Below are 19,163 nucleotides of genomic sequence, written 5' to 3' on the forward strand. Positions count from 1 at the left end.
GTGAAGTGAGCGGTGAGGAGTTGTCGGTATGCGTGCATTATGGGGGTATTTCTTGTTAATTGGCTTGGGGCTGTTGATAGCCGTGTATATATCGTTTCAATCGTTCTTTACAAGCTTCGGTTTCAATTTGCCGAAGGATAAGGAGCAGGTCGGGATGAAGGATCAAATCGTGATTAAGTTCAGTCATGTCGTTGCCGAAAATACACCTAAAGGGCTAGCTGCAAACCGATTTGCCCAACTTGTCGATGAATATACAGACCATCGTGTCAAAATAGAAGTTTATCCTAATCAGTCATTATATAGTGATCAGGAAGAGATTGAGGCATTACAAGAAAACAAGGTGCAGATGATTGCACCGACTGCATCTAAAATAACGAGCATATCAAAGAAATGGATGCTATTGGACCTCCCTTACGTCTTTCCAACGGATGAGGCCTTGCAGGAAGCGTTGAATGGGGAAGTGGGGGAAGAGCTGCTCAAGCAGCTGAATATCATCGATATCGAAGGACTCGCATTTTGGTCGAATAACTATAAACAGATTACAAGCAGTAAGCCGATACGGCATCCAAGTGATTTTGCAGGAAAGCATTTCAGAATCATGCCAAGTGCAGTCCTGGAAAGCCAATTCAAGCATTTTGGAGCGACAACTTCTGTCCTGGAGTTTAATGAAACGTTCAAAAGCCTTGAAATCAACGAAACGGACAGCCAGGAAAATACGATTTCGAATATCTATTCCAAGAAATTATATGAAGTGCAAAAGTATTTAACGATCAGTGATCATGGCTATTTAGGGTATGTAGTCATGATAAACGAGCAGTTTTGGAACAAACTCCCGTTGGATATTCAGCAGCAAATCCAACGGGCGATGGATGATACAACGAAATGGCTATGGATCAAATCAAATGAATTGAATCAGGAACAGCTAAGGGAAATCCAGCAAAAATCGAATATCGACATCTATAAACTGTCAGATGAAGAAAAGAAAGAATGGATGGATGAGATGACCGTCATCTATCCGGAATTCGAATCCACGATTGGAACCGAATTGATGACGAAAATGGAAAAGATCCGTGAGAAGTACTTAAAGGAATAACTAACGTAAGGGAATCCCAATGAAAGGGGTTCCCTTCTTCTTTATATTTGTCAGGAACCGAAACTCCAAGAACTCTTTAGAGTACCGAGGTACAAAAAAGAAGCGAATCCAAAGGGAGCCGCTTCTTTCTCGTCTATTGCAAGGCAGTTTGCAGTGTCTTGACGTTTTTTTCCATTAAACTGAAGTAATCTTCGCCAGCTTCGATATCTTTTTCCGTCAACACGGAAAGGTTATGGAGCTCAAGTGATTTCGCTCCCATTTCCTTTTGGATGATTTCGGTAAGTTTAGAACTGATATTCTGCTCAAAGATGACATAGTTCAAGTCTTCTTTTTCAGCCATGGTTACGATTTTCCCCAGTTCCTTTTGAGAAGGTTCGTTTGAAGACGTTAGTCCTGTGACGCCAATTTGTTCCAATCCATAGCGTTCCTCCCAATAACCATATGCAGAATGGGAAACGATGATCTTATTGGTACGGCCTGACTCGATCGTCGTCGCGAATTTTTCATCTAGTGCCTCAAGCTTTTCGGAGAGCTCATTGAAATGGCTGTTGAAATATTCTTCCTGTTCCGGCATTTTTTTCGTTAATTCATCCTTGATGGTTTTAGCCATGTCAATGGAATAGACGGGATCTAACCACAAATGCGGATTAACGCCCCCATGGTCATGACCGTCTTCTTCATTTGCATGTTCGTCTTCATGCTCATGCTCCTCTTCATCAAGATGAACCGTTTCACCCACCGCAATTGTGCTGACGCCTTCTTTGTTTAGAATTGGTTCAGCTTTGGTTACAAAGCCTTCAAGATTATAGCCAATATAGAAAAACAGGTCTGATTCAGCCATTTTCACAATATCTTTTTGTGAGGGTTCGAATGAGTGTTCATCCGTTCCTGGAGGATAAACCGTCTCGACATTCACGTACTCCCCGCCAATGGCCTCAGTGAAGTATTGTAAAGGGTAAACTGTCGTATATATATCCAAGGCATCCTTGGTTTCTTCTTTACTCGATTCTCCCTTTGAGTTGCCGCAGGCTGACAGAAATACCGCAGTAACAAGGAAAAGGGAGAGCCATGCTCGAATTTTCATATGATATGCTCCTTTATAATTCGTATTGATTACGATTTGAATTTTATATGGTAAAAACGAAATGATTACGATTTGACTTCTGTATGATACAAAAGATTGCAAAGGAAAGCAAGGGTTTTTTCTATTGGTCCTTACTTTTTTCTTTTTTTTCGGGAACAAGGTCAATGCCCCCTGGATGAAACGGATGACATTTAAGAATCCGGATGAGTGCTAACCAGCTTCCTTTTATAGGTCCGAAACGATTGACCGCTTCTAAACCATAATGGGAACAAGTTGGATAAAAACGGCAGGTGGGCGGTTTTGATGGAGAAATGGCAACTTGGTAAAAACGGATGACTCCCATTACTATTTTTTTCATCACGATGCTTTCAGCTCTTTTCGAGTAAATTGACTACCCTCAATTATAGCATATTTTCTAAATTTCCCAAAAGGGTAAAAAAGGAATGAGCCTATTGGCAATCCGATTGATATAATGAGAATTAATTTTAAAGGATGAAATATATTGTTATTCAAGGTAAAATAGAGATGACATACAATTAAGGAGTGAATTAAATGCCTTCAGTTGAAAGCTTTGAATTAGATCATAACGCTGTTAAAGCCCCATATGTTAGACATTGCGGTGTCCATAAGGTAGGAACAGACGGTGTTGTTAATAAATTTGATATCCGTTTTTGCCAGCCGAATAAACAAGCGATGAAGCCGGACACGATCCATACCCTGGAACATTTGCTTGCATTCAATATCCGTAAGCATTCCGAGCGCTTCGATCACTTTGATATTATCGACATTTCGCCAATGGGATGTCAAACAGGATATTACCTTGTGGTCAGCGGCGAGCCGACTGTGACGGAAATCATCGATGTTCTTGAAGATACATTCAAGGATGCTGTTACAATTACCGAAATTCCTGCTGCAAACGAAAAACAATGCGGCCAAGCAAAATTGCATGATCTTGAAGGAGCTAAGAAATTAATGAATTTCTGGCTTGCACAAGATAAAGAAGATCTTCATAAAGTTTTCGGTTAATAAAAAAGTTCCTGTCCATTTGTGACAGGAACTTTTTTCATTTCTCGGGTTCTTCTTTTTTTCCCTCATCCTCTGGCAAAGGTTTGACCGGATCGACTGTATGCTTGTAGCTGTAACCTTTTCCGATGGTTAAGACCGATAGTGCCAATACAATCAGAATCACAATAATGGAGATAACTAAAACCGTAATCATACTTTACAGCTCCTAACGTTCACAATTTAGATTCATTTTAGCATAAGAACCGAGTCAGATAATGTTTCAATTTTCGAATAGAGGGAATTATAAAGGTATAACCAACTTACGGAGGTAGATATTTATGGCCCAGAAAAAATTAGGAACTTTAGTGAATAAGGAAATAGCAAACTTCAGTGTTCTTTATACAAAAATTCATAATTACCATTGGTTCGTGAATGGACCGCACTTCTTTGAACTTCACCAAAAATTGGAAGAGTTATATAAAGAAGTGACATCCAACTATGACGAATTGGCTGAAAGACTATTGGCCATTGGTGAAAAGCCGGTTGCTACCCTTAAAGAGTACATGGAATTAACGACGATCGAAGAAGCGACAGGTAATGAAAATACAGAAGATATGGTCCAAAGCGTCATAAGTGATTTTGAAAAGCTTTCCGAAGAGTTCCTGGAAATCATCGAAGTTGCCGAACAAGAAGATCCGGTTACGGCCGATATGCTGACAGGCATGAAGAAAAGCTTAAACAAACATGCTTGGATGCTGCGTGCGTATTTAGGACATTAAGATTTAGGAAAAGCCCTGCTTCGGTAGGGCTTTTTTTTCGGTTAAACCTATAAAAAAGGCATCCATCAAAAGAGGGACACCTGACATGGTATGTATTTAATGAATATTCCTAGGCGGAAAATGTGTAGGTTTCGTGTCGCTCAAACTATTTTGAGCAAACTTCCCTTTTAACGTTTCAATAATGTAAAGGCCCATTAAATTGGTTAGTTCCTGATCATCCATCTCTTGAAGCAATTCGAAAATTTCCTTGCGGTCAAGCTGTTCCAGAACCGCAAACGTAAGCATATCAATATCTTCTTCATCACCAGTCATCTTATCACGGTACATATTGTATAATTCTTCAATTAACTTCAAAACTTTCACCTCACATTTATTAGAAATCCGTTATCTCTTTATATGTAGGTTATCAAAAAAACCTCTGGGTGCATATAAAAATCTTAAGGGATGCTTGGGCTTATTATATGTTTTACCCTTTGAAAGATACTTTAATCTATTATTTAACATCTTTGTTCTTCTGTAAACAAAATTTTCCATCGTATGAAGTGGGGAAATACGTGAAAAATAAGCGTAGGATATATGGAAAGGGTGGATGAATGTGTCTGAAGACAGGAAAAAATATTACATTTGGCTTCCGAATGGACAGATAACACAAGATAGGGAAAGTTCTCCATGGAACTTCGAAATCGAGGCGACAGATAATGAAATCATCAAATTACGTGAATTATTTGATTACAATTATTCAATAGGGGAAGAAAATTTTTACCGGGCACATGTCCCATACCTTCAATATCATTTTGACCGTGAAAATGATAAGCAGGATATCACCCTTCAAAAAATTTACGAAATGATTTACGCCCTGGGAACTGAAGAAGGAAGACGGCATATAGAAAGCATGGGAATACTACAGGCAAAACCAACAGACGATGGCCTCGAATATTGAGGGTCCATCGTTTTTTTGATGTAATGCAGATTCCCGCTGGATAGTGATTTTTTTTACCCATATAATGAAACAAGGAGCATAGCACCATTTCTTATACGGAGAGAAGGGGAAAAATGAAACGATTTCTTGATAAGAACGGATATAAGGTCGAATTCTCCGAGAATCCTGTCTTTGGAGAGCCTTGGCATATTTTTGTGCTAAGCCGATATAAGGGCAGGTGGGTATTGACCAAACACAGAGAAAGGGGATTCGAGTTCCCTGGCGGTAAACGGGAAGCAGGGGAATCCATTGAAGAAACGGCCATACGGGAAGTTTATGAAGAAACAGGAGGCTTGGTGGGCCATCTGCAATTTTTGGGACAATATAAAGTGCATGATCCAGTGAAGCCATTCGTTAAATCAATATACTATGCCGAATTGCGTGAAATAGAGAAAAAACGGAATTACCTGGAAACAGATGGCCCGATCTTTATGGAATCATTGCCGGATGTACTCGGTGAGGAGTTTAGCTTCATCATGAAAGATGAGATTGTACCTTTGAGCTTATCGAGACTGGATGATGGCACTTTGCAAAGAAACGAGTGAATGTCAGGAACTCACGAGTAAAAGGAAGTATTCACGAGTAAATCGCGAAAACTCACGAGTAAAATACTGAAATTTACGAGTAAGCTGGCGGAATTCACGAGTAAATCGCGAAAACTCACGAGTAAAAGTCCGAAACTCACGAGTAAATCATCAAAAACTTACGAGTAAATCCAACTACATTCATGTTTTAACTCAGCATGAGTGAAAAACTGCCGAGGCTTATCGGCAGTTTGGTCAGTCTTTGATTAATTTTCGCTCGAGCAGTTCGACTAGTTGATACATGATTGTGGCAAAGACGGCAATGATCATCAAGGCAAGCATTACAAGGGTGAAGTTGAAGACTTGAAAGCCATAAATGATTAGGTAGCCGAGTCCTTTGGCCGAAACAAGGAATTCACCTACGATGACGCCGACCCAGGAGAGGCCGACATTCACTTTCAATGTCGAGATGATCGTTGGGAAGGATGCGGGTAATATGGCTTCCCGAAAAGCTTGTGTTCTTGTGGCGCCAAAAGTTTGGAGTACTTTCAGGTAGTTCGGGTCCACTTCGCGAAATGCAGTGTAGACGACGATGGTGGTGATGATGATGGAGATGATCGCCCCCATCGAGATGATGGATGGAAATCCAGGGCCAAATGCTACGATGATGATGGGGCCGAGTGCCACTTTCGGCATCGCATTTAAAATGACGAGATAAGGATCAAGTGTTTTGGATAATCTTGGCGACCACCAAAGCAGGGATGCCAGGATCGTTCCAAGCAGTGTTCCTATGATAAAGCCTAGAACGGTCTCGAATAGCGTCACTCCGGAATGGGATAGCAGGGTTCCGTCACCCAATTTCTGTATGAAAAGATGCCACACTTTAGTCGGGGAGCTGAAGATGAGCGGATCGATCAGTTCCTTCCTGGATAAAAGTTCCCAACTGCTGAAAAAAACGATGAAAATCAGGATCTGATAAAAGCGAATGAGCCTGTTTTCTTTTTTTAATGAGGTTTTATATTGGTTATGAAGCTGTTCAATATTCAAGGCTCTCAAGCTCCTTCCAGATCGTTTGGAATAGCATTGGATACTGCGGATGGTTGCGTGCATGGAAAGGCGTGAGTTCACGCAATTCTTCGGGCACCTTGAAGGTTTTGTGCACGCTTCCCGGATTCGCGGAAAACAGAAAGATGCGGTCACTCATCGCAATGGCTTCACCGATATCATGGGTGACGAGGACGGCTGTCTTTCCGAAGGATTTCAGGGTTTCAAAAACAAGGTCTTCCAGCTTCAACTTGGTTTGATAATCAAGAGCTGAAAACGGTTCATCAAGCAAAAGGATTTTTGGATCGACTGCCAGTGTCCGTGCCAGTGCAGCCCTTTGCCTCATTCCTCCCGATAGTTCGCGCGGATATAATTTTCCGGTGTCTCCCAATCCAACGTCACTTAAAAGTTTAAGCGTTTTTATTCTCTCAAGTCCTTCATCTTTTTTTATCAGTTTCAATCCTAATAAGATATTTTCTTCTATCGTCTTCCATGGAAATAGATAATCCTGCTGCAGCATATAGCCGATTGAAAGGTCGCTGTTGGCTTTCAGCGGTTTGTTTTCGAGCAGGATCTTTCCTGAAGTGGGCGGAAAGAGCCCGGCGATGATGGAAAGCAGGGTGGTTTTTCCGCAGCCGCTCGGACCTAGAAAAGAGACGAATTCACCTTTTTCAATGTCGAGGGAAATGTCCGCAAGTGCGGTCGCTGCCGTCTGATTTGAAAAATAAGTATGGTGAATGTCTTGGATTTTTAAAAAGCTCATCGGACATCCTCCTTACCTTTTGCTATGTTATTTTGTGACTTCTTCAGCAAAGTCGGTATTGACCAGCTCTTCATGGCTAATACGTGATGGAAGCTCGCCTGCTTCATCCATGATGTTTTGCAGATTGTTCCATTCTTCTTCATCAAGAATGGGATCGGTGGCAAAGGATCCTTGTTCTTTGTAGCGATTGATGACTGTTTCCATCGTCTCGAGATTGGTATCCTCAAAATACGGCTGAATGACTCCGGCAATTTCGGCAGCATCGTTTTCCTGAACCCAATCTTGTGCTTTCTTCAAGGCCCTCGTGAATTTTTCGACAGTCTCTTTGTCTTCTTTCAAATAGCTTTCTTTAGCCATATAAACTGTATATGGAAGATGACCGGACTCGGTGCCGAAAGAAGCGACGATATAGCCTTTTCCTTCTTTTTCAAACACACTGGCCGTTGGTTCGAACAGTTGAACGAAATCGCCGGTTCCGGAAGCGAAGGCAGTTGCGACATTCGCGAAATCAATGTTCTGGATGAGGTTCAAATCTTTTTTCGGGTCTATGTTATGTTTTTTCAATACGAACTCGCCGGCCATTTGCGGCATCCCGCCTTTGCGCTGGCCTAGGAATGTAGAGTTTTTCAGCATATCCCAATTGAAGTTGTCAATTTTTTCACGTGAAACAAGGAACGTTCCATCCGTCTGTGTTAATTGGGCGAAGTTGATGACGGGGTCATTCGAGCCTTGTGCCTGAACGTAAATCGATGTTTCGGAGCCAACGAGAGCAATATCCGCGCCATTGGAAAGAAGCGTGGTCATCGTCTTGTCGCCGCCTGCCGTCGTTTTCAAATCAATGCTGAGGCCCTCATCTTTAAAAAAGCCTTTTTCGATAGCGACATATTGCGGTGTATAGAAAAGGGAGCGGGTTACTTCGGCAACCCTTACCTTCGTTGTTTCCTGTTCTTTGTTGCCGCATGCGCCAAGCGGGATCACCAGCACGAACAGAAGTAAAAATACGACACCTGCTTTACACCATTTTTTCAAAATGCCTTCCTCCTTGATATATGGGTATTTTGCCTACATTATCGTATGAACGGAAGAAAAAAATGTGAATGCCTCTCAGGGGATAAAAACAAGCGGATGTTTTACAATAAGAATAAAGAGAAAGGAGAGTGGAAATTGGAGAACGGAACGATTATTTCAAAACAGCGGTTTCCATCACCGCATCCACGAATCCATCTTTATTCAGTTACGTACATATCACAAGGCCTGAAGGTAAAAGGTTTGCTGGCTGAACCGGTTGATGGCGAAATACATGATGCCTTCTTATATTTACGCGGCGGGATTAAAAATGTCGGCAAGGTGAGGCCTGCAAGGATCGTGCAGTATGCTGTAGAAGGTTTCATCGTTTTTGCTCCTTTTTACCGTGGAAATCAAGGCGGGGAGGGGGATGAGGATTTTGGAGGCGAAGATCGATTCGATGCGATATCAGGATTCAATCTTCTTGAACAGCATCCCAGGGTGAACAAGGATCACATTCATATCCTCGGATTCTCCCGTGGCGGCATCATGGCCCTTTGGACTGGGATATACTGCAGGAATGCAGCGTCGATTGTTACGTGGGGAGGTGTGTCGGATATGTTTTTAACATATGTCGAACGGGTCGATATGCGTCGGATGATGAAGCGTGTCATCGGCGGAACACCTAAAAAATGCCCGGATCAATATGAATACCGTACACCATTGTTTGCGATTGATGATTTGAATGTACCCGTCCTGATCATACATGGTGAAAAAGATTACAATGTCGCCATAGAACACGCATACCGGCTGGAAAAAAGGTTGAAAATGCATGACAAAGAGGTCGAAAGCTGGTATTTCCCTCAATTCACGCATTTCTTCCCTCCTGCCGTAAACAGAAAAGTAGTCGAAGATTTAACATCTTGGATGAAAAGTAAAACCGAATAATGATAGAATGAAGGATATACTAAGTATATTGGCAAGAGGAGGAGATACACATGGGCATGCCTATGGAGCTAAATACCATGATCGTTACAAAAGGGAACGAAACCCGTGAAGAAGAAAACATTTTTCGGCTGGCGAAAGCTGGTTACAGGTTATACCCTATCGATATTCCAATCGATGTCCGCAAAACGATCCAATCTGATTCAAGCGGAACAGCCGTTATCCAAAAAATTGAATGGACCAGTGAAAAGACCATCATTACGTACCAACTGCTATCACTGAATTCAACTAACTAAATAGACAAGCGCTTGCCGGGAATCGCCTCCGCTGCAAGCGCTTTTTTTGTTTTGGCGGAATTCGACAGATGCACGGAAAATTCGTGAAAAAAATCCAACTCAAGTAAAACGGTGTTTTATCAGCGTGGATATTCAATCTTCGAAATGATTGTCATGAAAAGAGTGGTAAAATGGTGTAAAGTGCATGAGGCGGGGTGGTTTGATGATTTTGGTGAGTTCTTGTTTAGCGGGCCTTGAGGTAAGATACAATGGTACTCACAGCTTGGATGATGGAATTATGGCATTGATGAGGGAGAAAAAGGCTATAGCGGTTTGTCCTGAATTGCTTGGCGGTTTTTCGACACCGAGGGAACCTGCTGAGATAGTTGGCGGTGAAGGTGGGGATGTCCTTGATGGAAAAGCGAAGATCATCGAAAAGTCGGGCAGGGATGTAACGGAATTGTACATAAAGGGAGCGAATCTCACGTTATTGAAAGCCCAGGAGGTAGGGGCAACGTTAGTCGTTTTAAAAGAAAATAGTCCATCCTGCGGGAGTGCCACGATTTATAATGGGGAATTCAAGGGGAAGAAGAAGGTCGGGAATGGAGTGACCGCGGCTTTGCTTAGGAGGCATGGGTTCACGGTCATTTCAGAAGAAAGGTTATTCGATTATTTGGATGAAAAATGAGTAATGGCATTTTAGATAGTGCTTTTGAAAGAAGGGGAATACATGGAGGATATCAATCTCTATACTTTGCTATTTTTAGTACTTGCGGGTTTTATTGCCGCATTCATCGATTCCGTAGTGGGAGGGGGCGGGTTAATTTCCATTCCTGCTTTATTGTTCACGGGGATATCGCCTTCAGCGGCACTTGCCACTAACAAGCTGGCGGGTACCATGGGGTCTTTAACGAGTACGATTTCATTCATTCGGGCTGGAAAAGTGGATTTCAAATTCGTCATCAAGCTGTTTCCGATCACCGTGATTGGAGCGGCGTTAGGAGCATACGTTGTACATTTCGTTTCCGCAGAGATATTGAAGCCCCTCATTTTGATCTTGCTGGTCATTGTCGCGATTTATACGTTGGTAAAAAAGGATTGGGGTAAAGATGCAAAATATAAAGGGCTGACAAGGAAGAAAATGATACTTTTGATAGTCATAATATTTGCGATTGGTTTTTATGATGGTTTTCTTGGACCAGGCACAGGTTCCTTTTTATTATTTTCATTTCTGATCATTGGGTTTGATTTTGTCCAGGCAGCCGGGAATGCAAGAATATTGAATTTTGGAAGCAATATTGCCGCACTTATCATTTTTTTATCTATGGGGACCGTCAATTTTGCCTATGGAATCCCGATGGGTCTTGCAATGGTCGCGGGAGCATTGGTAGGAACGAACTTCGCCATAAAGAAAGGTGCTTCCTATGTCCGTATCTTATTCATTTGCGTCACGGTTTTATTGATTGGAAAAAATGTCCTTAATTATTTTCATATTTTTTGATGGCGTGTTCAGCGAATGAATTCCTATTAAAAATGGCCGGGGATACAAGGCGTATTTTCGGCCATTTTTAAACAAGGTCATTCGCATCTTCAGGTGTTGGGAAATCAGCTTCCCCGAAGGTTTGCAGTTCGCCATGAAATACTTCTGCACCAAAAGGCCAATGCGTCTTTTGCTAATCCTCCTGTTTCGTGTTGACTATCCATTCGGCAGACATTTTTTAAATATGCTTTTATTTCCGTCACCCCTTTACGCCTTGGATAAAGCATTTTCAGAAGAACGACTTCGTCGCCCTTCATTTCTTTACCACATTTAACACAATTGGGATCCTTCCCGAACATTACAGCACCTCCAAGGTAATAGATTGTCTTCAATGAAACGTTAAATCTCCCCAAACTATCACATATGTATTTACCATTTACAAATCTAAATTGACTTTGCTTTAATCCTTCGCTAAATGAAATGAAAGCAGCCTTTTCATAATCTGGCTGAATAGAAAAAGCCTGCCGCTTACGTGACAGGCTTTTCTCTCTATTTTATTTTTTATAATGGAAGGGGTGATTTCACTTCGCAATGCGTTAATAGGATATCGACAATCCGTTTTGAAGCGAATCCATCTCCATATGGGTTGGAAGCTGTCGCCATTTTTTTATAGGTTTCTTCATTTGTAAGTAATTCTGAGGCTAGTTGATAAATTCGTTCTTCCTCAATTCCTGCCAATAAAAGGGTACCGGCATCGATTCCTTCCGGACGTTCTGTTGTATCGCGTAACACAAGGACAGGAACGCCAAGTGAGGGAGCTTCTTCTTGCACCCCTCCGGAATCTGTCAATATGAGATGGGCGTGCGCCGCAAAATTATGGAAATCGAGCACCTCAAGCGGCTCTATTAAGTGAAGCCTTTCCGTTTCACCGAAAATCCGGTAAGCAATTTCACGGACAACCGGGTTTTTATGAAGCGGGAAAACAACTTGGATATCCGTGTAATCTTCAAGCAGCCGTTTGACGGAACGGAATATCTCTTCCATTGGTTTTCCGATATTTTCCCTTCTGTGCGCTGTCATCAATAACATGCGATCTCCATTCAAACCAGATAGAATCGGATGATCATAGTCTTTACGTACTGTTGTTTTCAAAGCATCGATAGCCGTATTGCCAGTAATATGGATATAATCACTCTTTTTATTTTCCGAAATTAGATTCTCTGCCGCCTGATTTGTAGGGGCAAAGTGCAAATCGGCCATGACGCCAGTCAGCTGCCTATTCATCTCTTCAGGATATGGAGAATACTTATTACCAGTCCGCAGACCAGCTTCAACGTGTCCAATCTGTATCTTATTATAGAAAGCTGCCAGGCTGGCGATGAAAGTTGTCGTAGTATCCCCATGTACGAGGACGATATCCGGTTTTATGTCTTTCATGAGCGAACTCAATTTTTCAAGCCCTCGAGTTGTAATCTCTTCTAATGTTTGTCTATCCTTCATCATATCCAAATCGTGATCTGGATTTATCTGGAAACATTGCAAGACTTGGTCGAGCATTTCCCTATGCTGGGCGGTGACCACCACGATGGTTTCTATTTCTTCTGGATGCTTTTTCAGTTCCAAAACGACTGGTGCCATTTTGATAGCCTCTGGTCTTGTACCAAATACGGTCATGACCTTAATACGTTGTTTAGGCATGCTCATTTCCTCCCCTTCTGAATGTCTCCCCCATTATAACGGGAAGTTCAGGGGAAATATAAAAACGAAACAATTATTAACAGAATTTTTACAATATTAATAATGACTTTATACTTCTTTAACCTTAAGTTAATATCTGGCATTTACAATATAAAGCAGGAAGTAAGCTAAGCAGAATAGAGGTGATAGGCGAATATGAAAAGCGTCCTGATGATCGTGCAAAACTTTTATCCGGAAATCGGAAGTGCGGGAAATAGAATGAAAAATATATATCTCCATTTGAAAAGAAACGGATTCGAGGTAACGGTCATCACATTGAAGCCGAGTTATCCTAATCAAAGTTTATATCAAGATACAAAGTTTTGGGATGAAGATAGCATTGAAGAAGATGTCATCAGGATTAAGCCGGACAAAGTGAAGAGGTATACAAGCAATATGGGGAAGCGGTTGCTTCATTATCTTGAAGCGATGTGGCTTTTCATTTATACAATCATCCGTCTCGAAAAAAAATATGATTATGTGTTTGCCACGACCCCGCCGATCTTCCCTACATTGGCAGCGTTGATCGCCAAGAAAAAGATGAAGGCGAAACTCATTACCGATGTCAGGGATTTATGGCCGGAATCGTTGATAGGTGTAGGCGTATTCAATAATAAGTGTGTTTTGAAAATCGCTTTCTTCCTGGAAAGGAAGCTATATAGGCATTCAGATTTTATCATCATCAATAGTCCTGGTTTCAGGGATTATATCGTTGCAAAGGGAGTCAAGGAAGAGGCCATCCAATTCATCCCCAATTCGCTTACAGCTGATGAGCTGACGCTAAAGAACTTGCTTACACCCATATCGGAAAAGGTAATCAAGGTCGTTTATGCGGGGAATATCGGACTGGCACAGGACTTGAAAAAACTGATAGCCGTCGCTGAAAAGCTAAGGGAACATAAACAAATCGAGTTCTCGATGATTGGATATGGATATCGGATATCCGAAGTGGAGAAGGAGATAAGCTCTAGAGGGCTGACTAATATTAAGATGATTAATGCGATGAATCGAAGAGTGACTCTTCATGAAGTTTCAACGTCTCATATTGCCTATGTGAGCTTGGTTGAAAAAGAAGTCTTCAATAAGGTCCTGCCCGGTAAAATCATCGATTATATGTGTGTCGGAAAACCCATTGTCGGTGATGTGGACGGCAGGGCCAAGAAGATGCTCATGGAGGCGAAATGCGGGTTGGTGGCAGAGAGCAGAAATGTTGATGAAATCTGTCAGCATATATTGACAATGGCCTCAGATCCGGCCCTTCGTGAAGAACTGGGAGAAAACGGTCATCGGTATGCTAAACAACATTTTCAATGGTCTAAAAATATTAAAGGTCTCATCAACGTGATGGAAGCGTCAGGCTGAAAAATCCGGAAGTGGAGGACAACATGGCGAAGAAAGTATGTATGTTCGTGTGGAATTACTTTACGAACGATGCGAGGGTTCTAAGAGAATGCACAGCACTCACAGAAGCGGGTTATGAAGTCGATTTAATTGCCATTCATAACTGGAAAATCGAGGGTTTGGCCAAAAAGGAGAAACACCAAAATGGTTTCTCGGTCACTAGGGTGAATAACCGCTGGGAGGCGCTTAATAAGATTCTCAGGATCGTAGGCAAATTGAAGAAAAAGAAGTTTGAAATCGCCCTATTTGCCTTAGTGATCTGGAATACGTTGTGGAATTTGAACTTGATCAACGGCTGGGTGGGGTCGGGAATACTGTTCGGTGCATTTGCACTCCTTGCGCTGGGCACCCTGTTCATCACGAAAACGAAGCTGCCGACACTATTAACGAGGAGTTACATTTTTGGTCAAATGATCTATCATGGCCGGAAAAGGAAATATGATTTCTATCATTCAAATGACTTGAATACGCTCATGCAGGGAGCGATCAGCAGTAAATGGATGAGAAGGAAAAAGCTGATTTATGACTCGCATGAAGTACAAACGAGCAGAACGGGATATAATAGCCGAATTTACGGGATGATGGAGAAATTCCTATTAATGTTCGTCGATGAAATGATCGCTGAAAACCATACGAGAGCTAAGTATAACGAAGACTTATATGGTCTGTATCCCAAGGTGGTCCATAACTACCCGATTCCAACCAATCCGGAGGAAAGTACGGCCGTGAATTTGCATGAGCTGCTCGATTTGCCAGAGAATGAACCGATATTGTTATACCAAGGCGGCGTTCAAATGGGAAGAGGGTTAGAGCAATTGGTTGATGCTGTACCGATGATCGAGGGCGGAACGGTAGTTTTTATCGGGGATGGAAGGATCAAGGATGAATTAATGAAGAAAGTGAGCGACATGAACCTGGAGCATCGTGTGAAGTTCCTGCCGAAGGTTCCGGTCGACGAGCTGCTCCATTATACAAAAAATGCGTATTTAGGTTTTCAGATATTGAATAATGTCTGCTTTAATCACTACTCCGCTTCTTCAAATAAATTGTTTGAATACATGATGAGCGGTGTGCCAGTGGTTGCCTGCAGCTTTCCTGAAATTCAAAAGGTTGTCGATGCGGAAAAAATCGGTGTATGTGTCGATTCGCATGATCCAAAATCAATTGCCGAAGGTGTCAATTACTTATTGAAGCATCCTGAAAAAAGGGCGGAAATGAGCCAGAACTGCCTGAAGGCGCGACAAAAATACAACTGGAAACAAGAGAAGGAAATCTTTATCGAAATCTATCAAACAGCCTAACAAATTTGAGTGCAGCAGAAAAATAGATAGGAGTGGTTTAAATGAAACTTTGTACAATCGGACTAGGTTATATCGGACTTCCAACTTCTTTAATGTTTGCGAAATACGGTGTCGATGTTGTCGGCGTGGATATCCACCCTGAAATTATTTCCAATTTGAATAGCGGCAGGCTCCATATCGAAGAACCTGGATTGGATGAGGTATTAGAAGAAGTGATTGCTTCCAATAAGTTCCGAGCTGCGTTAAGCCCGGAACATGCGGATGTTTTCATCATCGCGGTGCCTACTCCAAATAAAAAGGACATGCACCAATCCTGTGATTTAACACATGTCATGGATGCAACCTCAAACATTCTTCCTTTTATCAAAAAAGGAAATGTCATCATTATCGAATCAACGATAGCGCCAAGAAGCATGGATGATCATATTAAACCGATGATCGAGAGGACGGGCCTTACCATCGGAAAAGACATTTTCCTCGTACATTGTCCGGAACGCGTTTTACCTGGAAGGATTCTTGAAGAGTTGGTTCATAATAACCGTATCGTCGGGGGCATCACCGAAACATGCTCATATAAAGGAAGTCTTGTTTATAAAACATTCGTTCAAGGGGAGATCATTCAGACCGATGCGAAAACGGCTGAAATGTCTAAACTGATGGAAAACACCTTCAGGGATGTCAATATCGCCCTTGCGAATGAGCTGACGAAAATCTGTTTCGAGCTGGACATCAATGTTTTGGATGTCATATCGATGGCAAACAAACACCCTCGTGTCAATATACACCAGCCAGGACCGGGAGTTGGCGGCCATTGTTTAGCGGTCGATCCGTATTTCGTCGTTGCAAAGGCGCCAGAGTATGCGAGAATCATTAAATTGGCCCGTGATACCAACGTATCGATGCCTTATTACATCGTAAATTCCGTAAGGATGATGCTAGAGGGGATCCGGAAGCCAAAAGTAGCCGTTTTCGGTCTAGCTTACAAAGGAAATGTAGATGATATTCGTGAAAGTCCCTCCATTGATGTAGTCAATATCTTGATGGGGATGGAAAACATGGATGTAGCCTTGCATGACCCGCATGTCAAATCTGGAAAGATGCCAGTCGTATCAGTGGAAGACGCTGTAAATGATGCCGACTTGATACTTATCCTGACTGACCATGATGAATTTAAACAGATGGATTATGATAAGCTATCGAATCGCATGAGCAATAAATTGATTCTGGATACACGCAATTGCATTGATGCAACGAAAACAGATATCCCGGTGGCCAACCTGGGCAATATATATCAATACAAAACGGTGTCCATGAAAAAAGACAGGAATAAAGCGATCATCTAAAAACTTGGACAACATCGATAATGGAATAACGATTAAGAGGGCACTGACTATCACAGTGCCCTTTTTCCACTGAAAAAAAGGACCATGCAAGAACGAGGCCCTTTCAGAACGTGGAAACGATCCAGTTGTTTTCAGATCCGCTTCCTGTACGTCAAGCCTCCTCACCGCAAGCATCCTAGCAGAGTCTCGGCTAGCCAATTATTCGAGCACAGCCGCCATATTTCGGGTTATAAGGCAGTAAATTCGAGCGCAGATGGCGTATTTCGGGGGACAAGGTGGTAAATTCGACTGAAAGAGCCGTATTTCGGGCTGTAAGCTAGTAGATTCGAGCGCAGCCGCTGTGTTTCGAGCTTCAAGGCAGTTATAATTCGACTACAAATGCCGTATTTCGGGGTACAAGGTAGTAAATTCGACTGAAAGAGCCGTATTTCGTGCTATAAGGCAGTAAATTCGACCACAGATGGCGTATTTCGAGCTGAAAGGCAGTGAATTCGACGGTAGTCGCGTATTCGTAAGGCAGTGAATTCGAGCGAAGATGCCGTATTTCGGGTACTTGGTACTATATTCGACATTAGACGAGGTATTTCCCCTTCCATGGCACTTAATAAAGTAATCCAGTTCGGGAAGTGACGTTTCTTACCGACAAACTGAAAGGACCAAGCAAGAGCTTGGTCCTTTTGTGTACAATTTATTAAGCTGTCGGGCCGCCAAGTTCTTCGATTTCACTTGGAACGCTTTTGAATTTCTTGAAGTTTGCACGGAATTGTGCGGCAAGGTCTGTTGCTGCTTCTTTATAAGCGGCAGGATCTGCCCAAGTCTTGATTGGTTGAAGCACTTCATCAGGAACACCAGGAACATGAAGCGGGATATCCAAACCGAAGATATCATCTTTGATCGTTTCAATGTTCGCTAATTCACCTTCAAGCGCCGCTTGTACCATTGCACGGGTGTAAGCAAGTTTCATACGGCTTCCAGTTCCGTATGCACCGCCAGTCCATCCTGTGTTGACAAGGTATACCTTTGCATTGTGCTCGTCAATTTTATCACCAAGCATCTCAGCATAGCGTGTAGCTGGAAGCGGTAAGAATGGTGAACCGAAGCAAGTGGAGAATGTAGCTTCCGGTGAAGTTACGCCTCTTTCAGTACCAGCCAATTTACTAGTGTATCCGCTTAGGAAGTGGAACATTGCCTGTTCTTTGGAAAGCTTGCTGATTGGAGGCAGAACTCCTGAAGCATCAGCCGTTAAGAAAATGATTGTATTTGGATGTCCTGCAATACTTGGGTTCACGATGTTATCGATTGCTTGCATTTGGTAAGCAGCACGAGTGTTTTCAGTCAATGAACTGTCATCATAGTTTGCTTCACGCGTATCCGGATCAACAACAACATTTTCCAATACAGCACCAAAACGGATTGCATCGAAAATTTGCGGTTCTTTTTCACGTGAAAGGTTGATCGTTTTTGCATAGCAGCCGCCTTCGATGTTGAATACGCCGTTAGAAGACCAGCCGTGCTCATCATCGCCAATCAATTTACGGCTAGTGTCTGCTGATAAAGTTGTTTTGCCCGTACCGGACAGTCCGAAGAATAAAGCGACGTCCCCTTCACGTCCTACGTTGGCAGAGCAATGCATTGGAAGGATTCCAGCCTCTGGAAGTAAGTAGTTCATGATCGAGAAGATCGATTTTTTCATTTCTCCTGCATATTCCGTTCCGCCGATCAGGATCGTACGGCGTTCAAAAGAAACGATGATGAACGTTTCGGATGTAGTTCCGTCCACTTCTGGGTCCGCTTTGAAGTTAGGTGCAGAAACGATCGTGAATTCAGCTTCGTGACCTCTCAGTTCCTCTTCGTTTGGACGGATGAACAAAGTATGGGCGAAAAGGTTATGCCAAGCATATTCATTAACAACACGGATGGGAAGACGTGATGATTCGTCTGCACCAGCGAAACCTTTAAAAACAAAAATCTCTTCTTTTGCTTTTAGGTAGTCAACTACTTTATTATATAGTTTATTGAACACATCTTCGGAAATCGGCCGGTTCACTGGGCCCCAATCGATTTTATCTTTAACTGATGCTTCTTCCACGATATATTTATCTTTAGGTGAACGACCGGTATATTTGCCAGTTTCAGCTTTTACCGCGCCGGTTGATGTTAAAACGCCTTCATTTCTGCTTAGTACTTTTTCGACCAATTGAGGAACTGATAGTTGAGTTTGCACATTGTTTCCTGTTAATAATTGGTGTAACTCATTAGAAACATCTACAGAATTCATATATGAGGTACCTTCCTTTGTTTGAGTTTTTAGATTATAATTAGTATAACACATTCATTTAATTAGTCTATACTATTTCTTTTAATTTGTGATTATTTTCAGCTGGCCGCATTAATCATTTTAATCC

The 19,163-nt window shown here is 42.2% G+C and carries 22 protein-coding genes; 12 read left to right on the top strand and 10 right to left on the bottom strand.

The features are described 5' to 3' along the window. Positions 1-28 precede the first annotated feature (28 nt). Positions 29-1,093, top strand: a complete 1,065-nt coding sequence (locus OTG27_RS18975; protein ID WP_063574838.1) for a DctP family TRAP transporter solute-binding subunit — start codon at positions 29-31, stop codon at positions 1,091-1,093. Positions 1,094-1,226: 133 nt separating this feature from the next. On the opposite strand, the gene OTG27_RS18980 is transcribed toward OTG27_RS18975, so the two are convergent. Both OTG27_RS18980 and yidD read right to left on the bottom strand, forming a co-directional pair. Next, complete coding sequence (locus tag OTG27_RS18980; protein WP_268937753.1) at positions 1,227-2,177, bottom strand: metal ABC transporter solute-binding protein, Zn/Mn family; 951 nt, start codon at positions 2,175-2,177, stop codon at positions 1,227-1,229. A 121-nt stretch (positions 2,178-2,298) separates the two neighbouring features. Next, positions 2,299-2,535, bottom strand: a complete 237-nt coding sequence (gene yidD / locus OTG27_RS18985; protein WP_268937840.1) for a membrane protein insertion efficiency factor YidD — start codon at positions 2,533-2,535, stop codon at positions 2,299-2,301. Between the two features lie 194 nt (positions 2,536-2,729). Between yidD and OTG27_RS18990 the strand changes: the two genes are divergently transcribed. Then, entirely contained in the window at positions 2,730-3,203 is a 474-nt protein-coding gene (locus OTG27_RS18990) for an S-ribosylhomocysteine lyase (RefSeq protein WP_034310515.1), read from the top strand. 37 nt (positions 3,204-3,240) lie between these two features. On the opposite strand, the gene ytzI is transcribed toward OTG27_RS18990, so the two are convergent. Continuing rightward, positions 3,241-3,396 carry a YtzI protein gene (gene ytzI, locus OTG27_RS18995; RefSeq protein ID WP_034310518.1) on the bottom strand — a complete coding sequence of 52 codons (156 nt, stop codon included), beginning with the start codon at positions 3,394-3,396 and terminating at the stop codon, positions 3,241-3,243. 124 nt (positions 3,397-3,520) lie between these two features. Here ytzI and OTG27_RS19000 point away from each other — a divergent pair, with 124 nt between their 5' ends. After that, entirely contained in the window at positions 3,521-3,961 is a 441-nt protein-coding gene (locus OTG27_RS19000; protein WP_048686502.1) for a Dps family protein, read from the top strand. Between the two features lie 96 nt (positions 3,962-4,057). Here the strand turns inward: OTG27_RS19000 and OTG27_RS19005 are convergent, their stop codons facing one another. Next, positions 4,058-4,324 (bottom strand): DUF6154 family protein, encoded by a 267-nt coding sequence (locus OTG27_RS19005; protein WP_372464619.1) that lies wholly within the window; start codon positions 4,322-4,324, stop codon positions 4,058-4,060. A gap of 226 nt (positions 4,325-4,550) precedes the next feature. Here OTG27_RS19005 and OTG27_RS19010 point away from each other — a divergent pair, with 226 nt between their 5' ends. Beyond that, positions 4,551-4,901 carry a hypothetical protein gene (locus OTG27_RS19010; RefSeq protein ID WP_048686500.1) on the top strand — a complete coding sequence of 117 codons (351 nt, stop codon included), beginning with the start codon at positions 4,551-4,553 and terminating at the stop codon, positions 4,899-4,901. Positions 4,902-5,014: 113 nt separating this feature from the next. Continuing rightward, a complete protein-coding gene (gene ytkD / locus OTG27_RS19015; RefSeq protein ID WP_268937754.1) occupies positions 5,015-5,485 on the top strand; it encodes an RNA deprotection pyrophosphohydrolase in 471 nt (156 codons plus the stop codon). Between the two features lie 234 nt (positions 5,486-5,719). Here the strand turns inward: ytkD and OTG27_RS19020 are convergent, their stop codons facing one another. From OTG27_RS19020 to OTG27_RS19030, 3 genes are read right to left on the bottom strand one after another with little or no spacing between them, the layout of a single operon-like run. Then, the gene (locus OTG27_RS19020; protein ID WP_223255909.1) at positions 5,720-6,511 is read right to left on the bottom strand and encodes an ABC transporter permease; all 792 of its coding nucleotides are present in this window, start codon (positions 6,509-6,511) and stop codon (positions 5,720-5,722) included. Then, positions 6,501-7,271 (bottom strand): ABC transporter ATP-binding protein, encoded by a 771-nt coding sequence (locus OTG27_RS19025; RefSeq protein ID WP_063574842.1) that lies wholly within the window; start codon positions 7,269-7,271, stop codon positions 6,501-6,503. Before OTG27_RS19025 ends, OTG27_RS19020 begins: the two co-directional genes overlap by 11 nt. Before the next feature lie 27 nt (positions 7,272-7,298). After that, entirely contained in the window at positions 7,299-8,300 is a 1,002-nt protein-coding gene (locus OTG27_RS19030) for an ABC transporter substrate-binding protein (RefSeq protein ID WP_268937755.1), read from the bottom strand. A gap of 135 nt (positions 8,301-8,435) precedes the next feature. Here OTG27_RS19030 and OTG27_RS19035 point away from each other — a divergent pair, with 135 nt between their 5' ends. From OTG27_RS19035 to OTG27_RS19050, 4 genes are all read left to right on the top strand, one after another. Beyond that, positions 8,436-9,224: an alpha/beta hydrolase family protein gene (locus OTG27_RS19035; protein WP_268937756.1), complete on the top strand. Its 789-nt coding sequence runs from the start codon at positions 8,436-8,438 to the stop codon at positions 9,222-9,224. Between the two features lie 50 nt (positions 9,225-9,274). Further along, positions 9,275-9,517: a DUF2584 domain-containing protein gene (locus tag OTG27_RS19040; RefSeq protein ID WP_034310541.1), complete on the top strand. Its 243-nt coding sequence runs from the start codon at positions 9,275-9,277 to the stop codon at positions 9,515-9,517. A 202-nt stretch (positions 9,518-9,719) separates the two neighbouring features. Then, on the top strand, positions 9,720-10,184 hold the full coding sequence (locus OTG27_RS19045) for a 2-thiouracil desulfurase family protein (RefSeq protein WP_063577584.1): 465 nt from the start codon (positions 9,720-9,722) through the stop codon (positions 10,182-10,184). A 42-nt stretch (positions 10,185-10,226) separates the two neighbouring features. Next, a complete protein-coding gene (locus tag OTG27_RS19050) occupies positions 10,227-10,997 on the top strand; it encodes a sulfite exporter TauE/SafE family protein (protein ID WP_095679327.1) in 771 nt (256 codons plus the stop codon). Between the two features lie 104 nt (positions 10,998-11,101). Here OTG27_RS19050 and OTG27_RS26540 read toward each other — a convergent pair whose 3' ends face one another. Both OTG27_RS26540 and wecB read right to left on the bottom strand, forming a co-directional pair. Further along, positions 11,102-11,335: a hypothetical protein gene (locus tag OTG27_RS26540; RefSeq protein WP_307730123.1), complete on the bottom strand. Its 234-nt coding sequence runs from the start codon at positions 11,333-11,335 to the stop codon at positions 11,102-11,104. 202 nt (positions 11,336-11,537) lie between these two features. Continuing rightward, positions 11,538-12,674 carry a non-hydrolyzing UDP-N-acetylglucosamine 2-epimerase gene (wecB, locus tag OTG27_RS19060; protein ID WP_268937757.1) on the bottom strand — a complete coding sequence of 379 codons (1,137 nt, stop codon included), beginning with the start codon at positions 12,672-12,674 and terminating at the stop codon, positions 11,538-11,540. Positions 12,675-12,869: 195 nt separating this feature from the next. Between wecB and OTG27_RS19065 the strand changes: the two genes are divergently transcribed. Genes OTG27_RS19065 through OTG27_RS19075 form a run of 3 tightly spaced genes read left to right on the top strand, consistent with a single transcriptional unit; the run spans position 12,870 to position 16,758 of the window. After that, positions 12,870-14,075: a glycosyltransferase family 4 protein gene (locus tag OTG27_RS19065; RefSeq protein WP_374941275.1), complete on the top strand. Its 1,206-nt coding sequence runs from the start codon at positions 12,870-12,872 to the stop codon at positions 14,073-14,075. Positions 14,076-14,098: 23 nt separating this feature from the next. After that, a complete protein-coding gene (locus OTG27_RS19070; protein ID WP_268937758.1) occupies positions 14,099-15,415 on the top strand; it encodes a glycosyltransferase in 1,317 nt (438 codons plus the stop codon). 41 nt (positions 15,416-15,456) lie between these two features. Beyond that, the gene (locus OTG27_RS19075; RefSeq protein WP_268937759.1) at positions 15,457-16,758 is read left to right on the top strand and encodes a nucleotide sugar dehydrogenase; all 1,302 of its coding nucleotides are present in this window, start codon (positions 15,457-15,459) and stop codon (positions 16,756-16,758) included. A 691-nt stretch (positions 16,759-17,449) separates the two neighbouring features. Here OTG27_RS19075 and pckA read toward each other — a convergent pair. Then, positions 17,450-19,036 carry a phosphoenolpyruvate carboxykinase (ATP) gene (gene pckA, locus OTG27_RS19080; protein WP_063574849.1) on the bottom strand — a complete coding sequence of 529 codons (1,587 nt, stop codon included), beginning with the start codon at positions 19,034-19,036 and terminating at the stop codon, positions 17,450-17,452. Positions 19,037-19,163: the final 127 nt, after the last annotated feature.

This window comes from Peribacillus sp. AS_2 (assembly GCF_026891895.1).
Lineage (GTDB): Bacteria > Bacillota > Bacilli > Bacillales > DSM-1321 > Peribacillus > Peribacillus frigoritolerans.

What these genes read in the sequence shown, in the direction of transcription:
- OTG27_RS18975 (WP_063574838.1), top strand. Translation starts at nt 29, where the DNA reads ATGCGTGCATTATGGGGGTATTTCTTGTTAATTGGCTTGGGGCTGTTG.
- OTG27_RS18980 (WP_268937753.1), bottom strand. Translation starts at nt 2,177, where the DNA reads ATGAAAATTCGAGCATGGCTCTCCCTTTTCCTTGTTACTGCGGTATTT.
- yidD (WP_268937840.1), bottom strand. Translation starts at nt 2,535, where the DNA reads ATGAAAAAAATAGTAATGGGAGTCATCCGTTTTTACCAAGTTGCCATT.
- OTG27_RS18990 (WP_034310515.1), top strand. Translation starts at nt 2,730, where the DNA reads ATGCCTTCAGTTGAAAGCTTTGAATTAGATCATAACGCTGTTAAAGCC.
- ytzI (WP_034310518.1), bottom strand. Translation starts at nt 3,396, where the DNA reads ATGATTACGGTTTTAGTTATCTCCATTATTGTGATTCTGATTGTATTG.
- OTG27_RS19000 (WP_048686502.1), top strand. Translation starts at nt 3,521, where the DNA reads ATGGCCCAGAAAAAATTAGGAACTTTAGTGAATAAGGAAATAGCAAAC.
- OTG27_RS19010 (WP_048686500.1), top strand. Translation starts at nt 4,551, where the DNA reads ATGAATGTGTCTGAAGACAGGAAAAAATATTACATTTGGCTTCCGAAT.
- ytkD (WP_268937754.1), top strand. Translation starts at nt 5,015, where the DNA reads ATGAAACGATTTCTTGATAAGAACGGATATAAGGTCGAATTCTCCGAG.
- OTG27_RS19025 (WP_063574842.1), bottom strand. Translation starts at nt 7,271, where the DNA reads ATGAGCTTTTTAAAAATCCAAGACATTCACCATACTTATTTTTCAAAT.
- OTG27_RS19040 (WP_034310541.1), top strand. Translation starts at nt 9,275, where the DNA reads ATGGGCATGCCTATGGAGCTAAATACCATGATCGTTACAAAAGGGAAC.
- OTG27_RS19045 (WP_063577584.1), top strand. Translation starts at nt 9,720, where the DNA reads ATGATTTTGGTGAGTTCTTGTTTAGCGGGCCTTGAGGTAAGATACAAT.
- OTG27_RS19050 (WP_095679327.1), top strand. Translation starts at nt 10,227, where the DNA reads ATGGAGGATATCAATCTCTATACTTTGCTATTTTTAGTACTTGCGGGT.
- OTG27_RS26540 (WP_307730123.1), bottom strand. Translation starts at nt 11,335, where the DNA reads ATGTTCGGGAAGGATCCCAATTGTGTTAAATGTGGTAAAGAAATGAAG.
- wecB (WP_268937757.1), bottom strand. Translation starts at nt 12,674, where the DNA reads ATGCCTAAACAACGTATTAAGGTCATGACCGTATTTGGTACAAGACCA.
- OTG27_RS19065 (WP_374941275.1), top strand. Translation starts at nt 12,870, where the DNA reads ATGAAAAGCGTCCTGATGATCGTGCAAAACTTTTATCCGGAAATCGGA.
- OTG27_RS19070 (WP_268937758.1), top strand. Translation starts at nt 14,099, where the DNA reads ATGGCGAAGAAAGTATGTATGTTCGTGTGGAATTACTTTACGAACGAT.
- OTG27_RS19075 (WP_268937759.1), top strand. Translation starts at nt 15,457, where the DNA reads ATGAAACTTTGTACAATCGGACTAGGTTATATCGGACTTCCAACTTCT.
- pckA (WP_063574849.1), bottom strand. Translation starts at nt 19,036, where the DNA reads ATGAATTCTGTAGATGTTTCTAATGAGTTACACCAATTATTAACAGGA.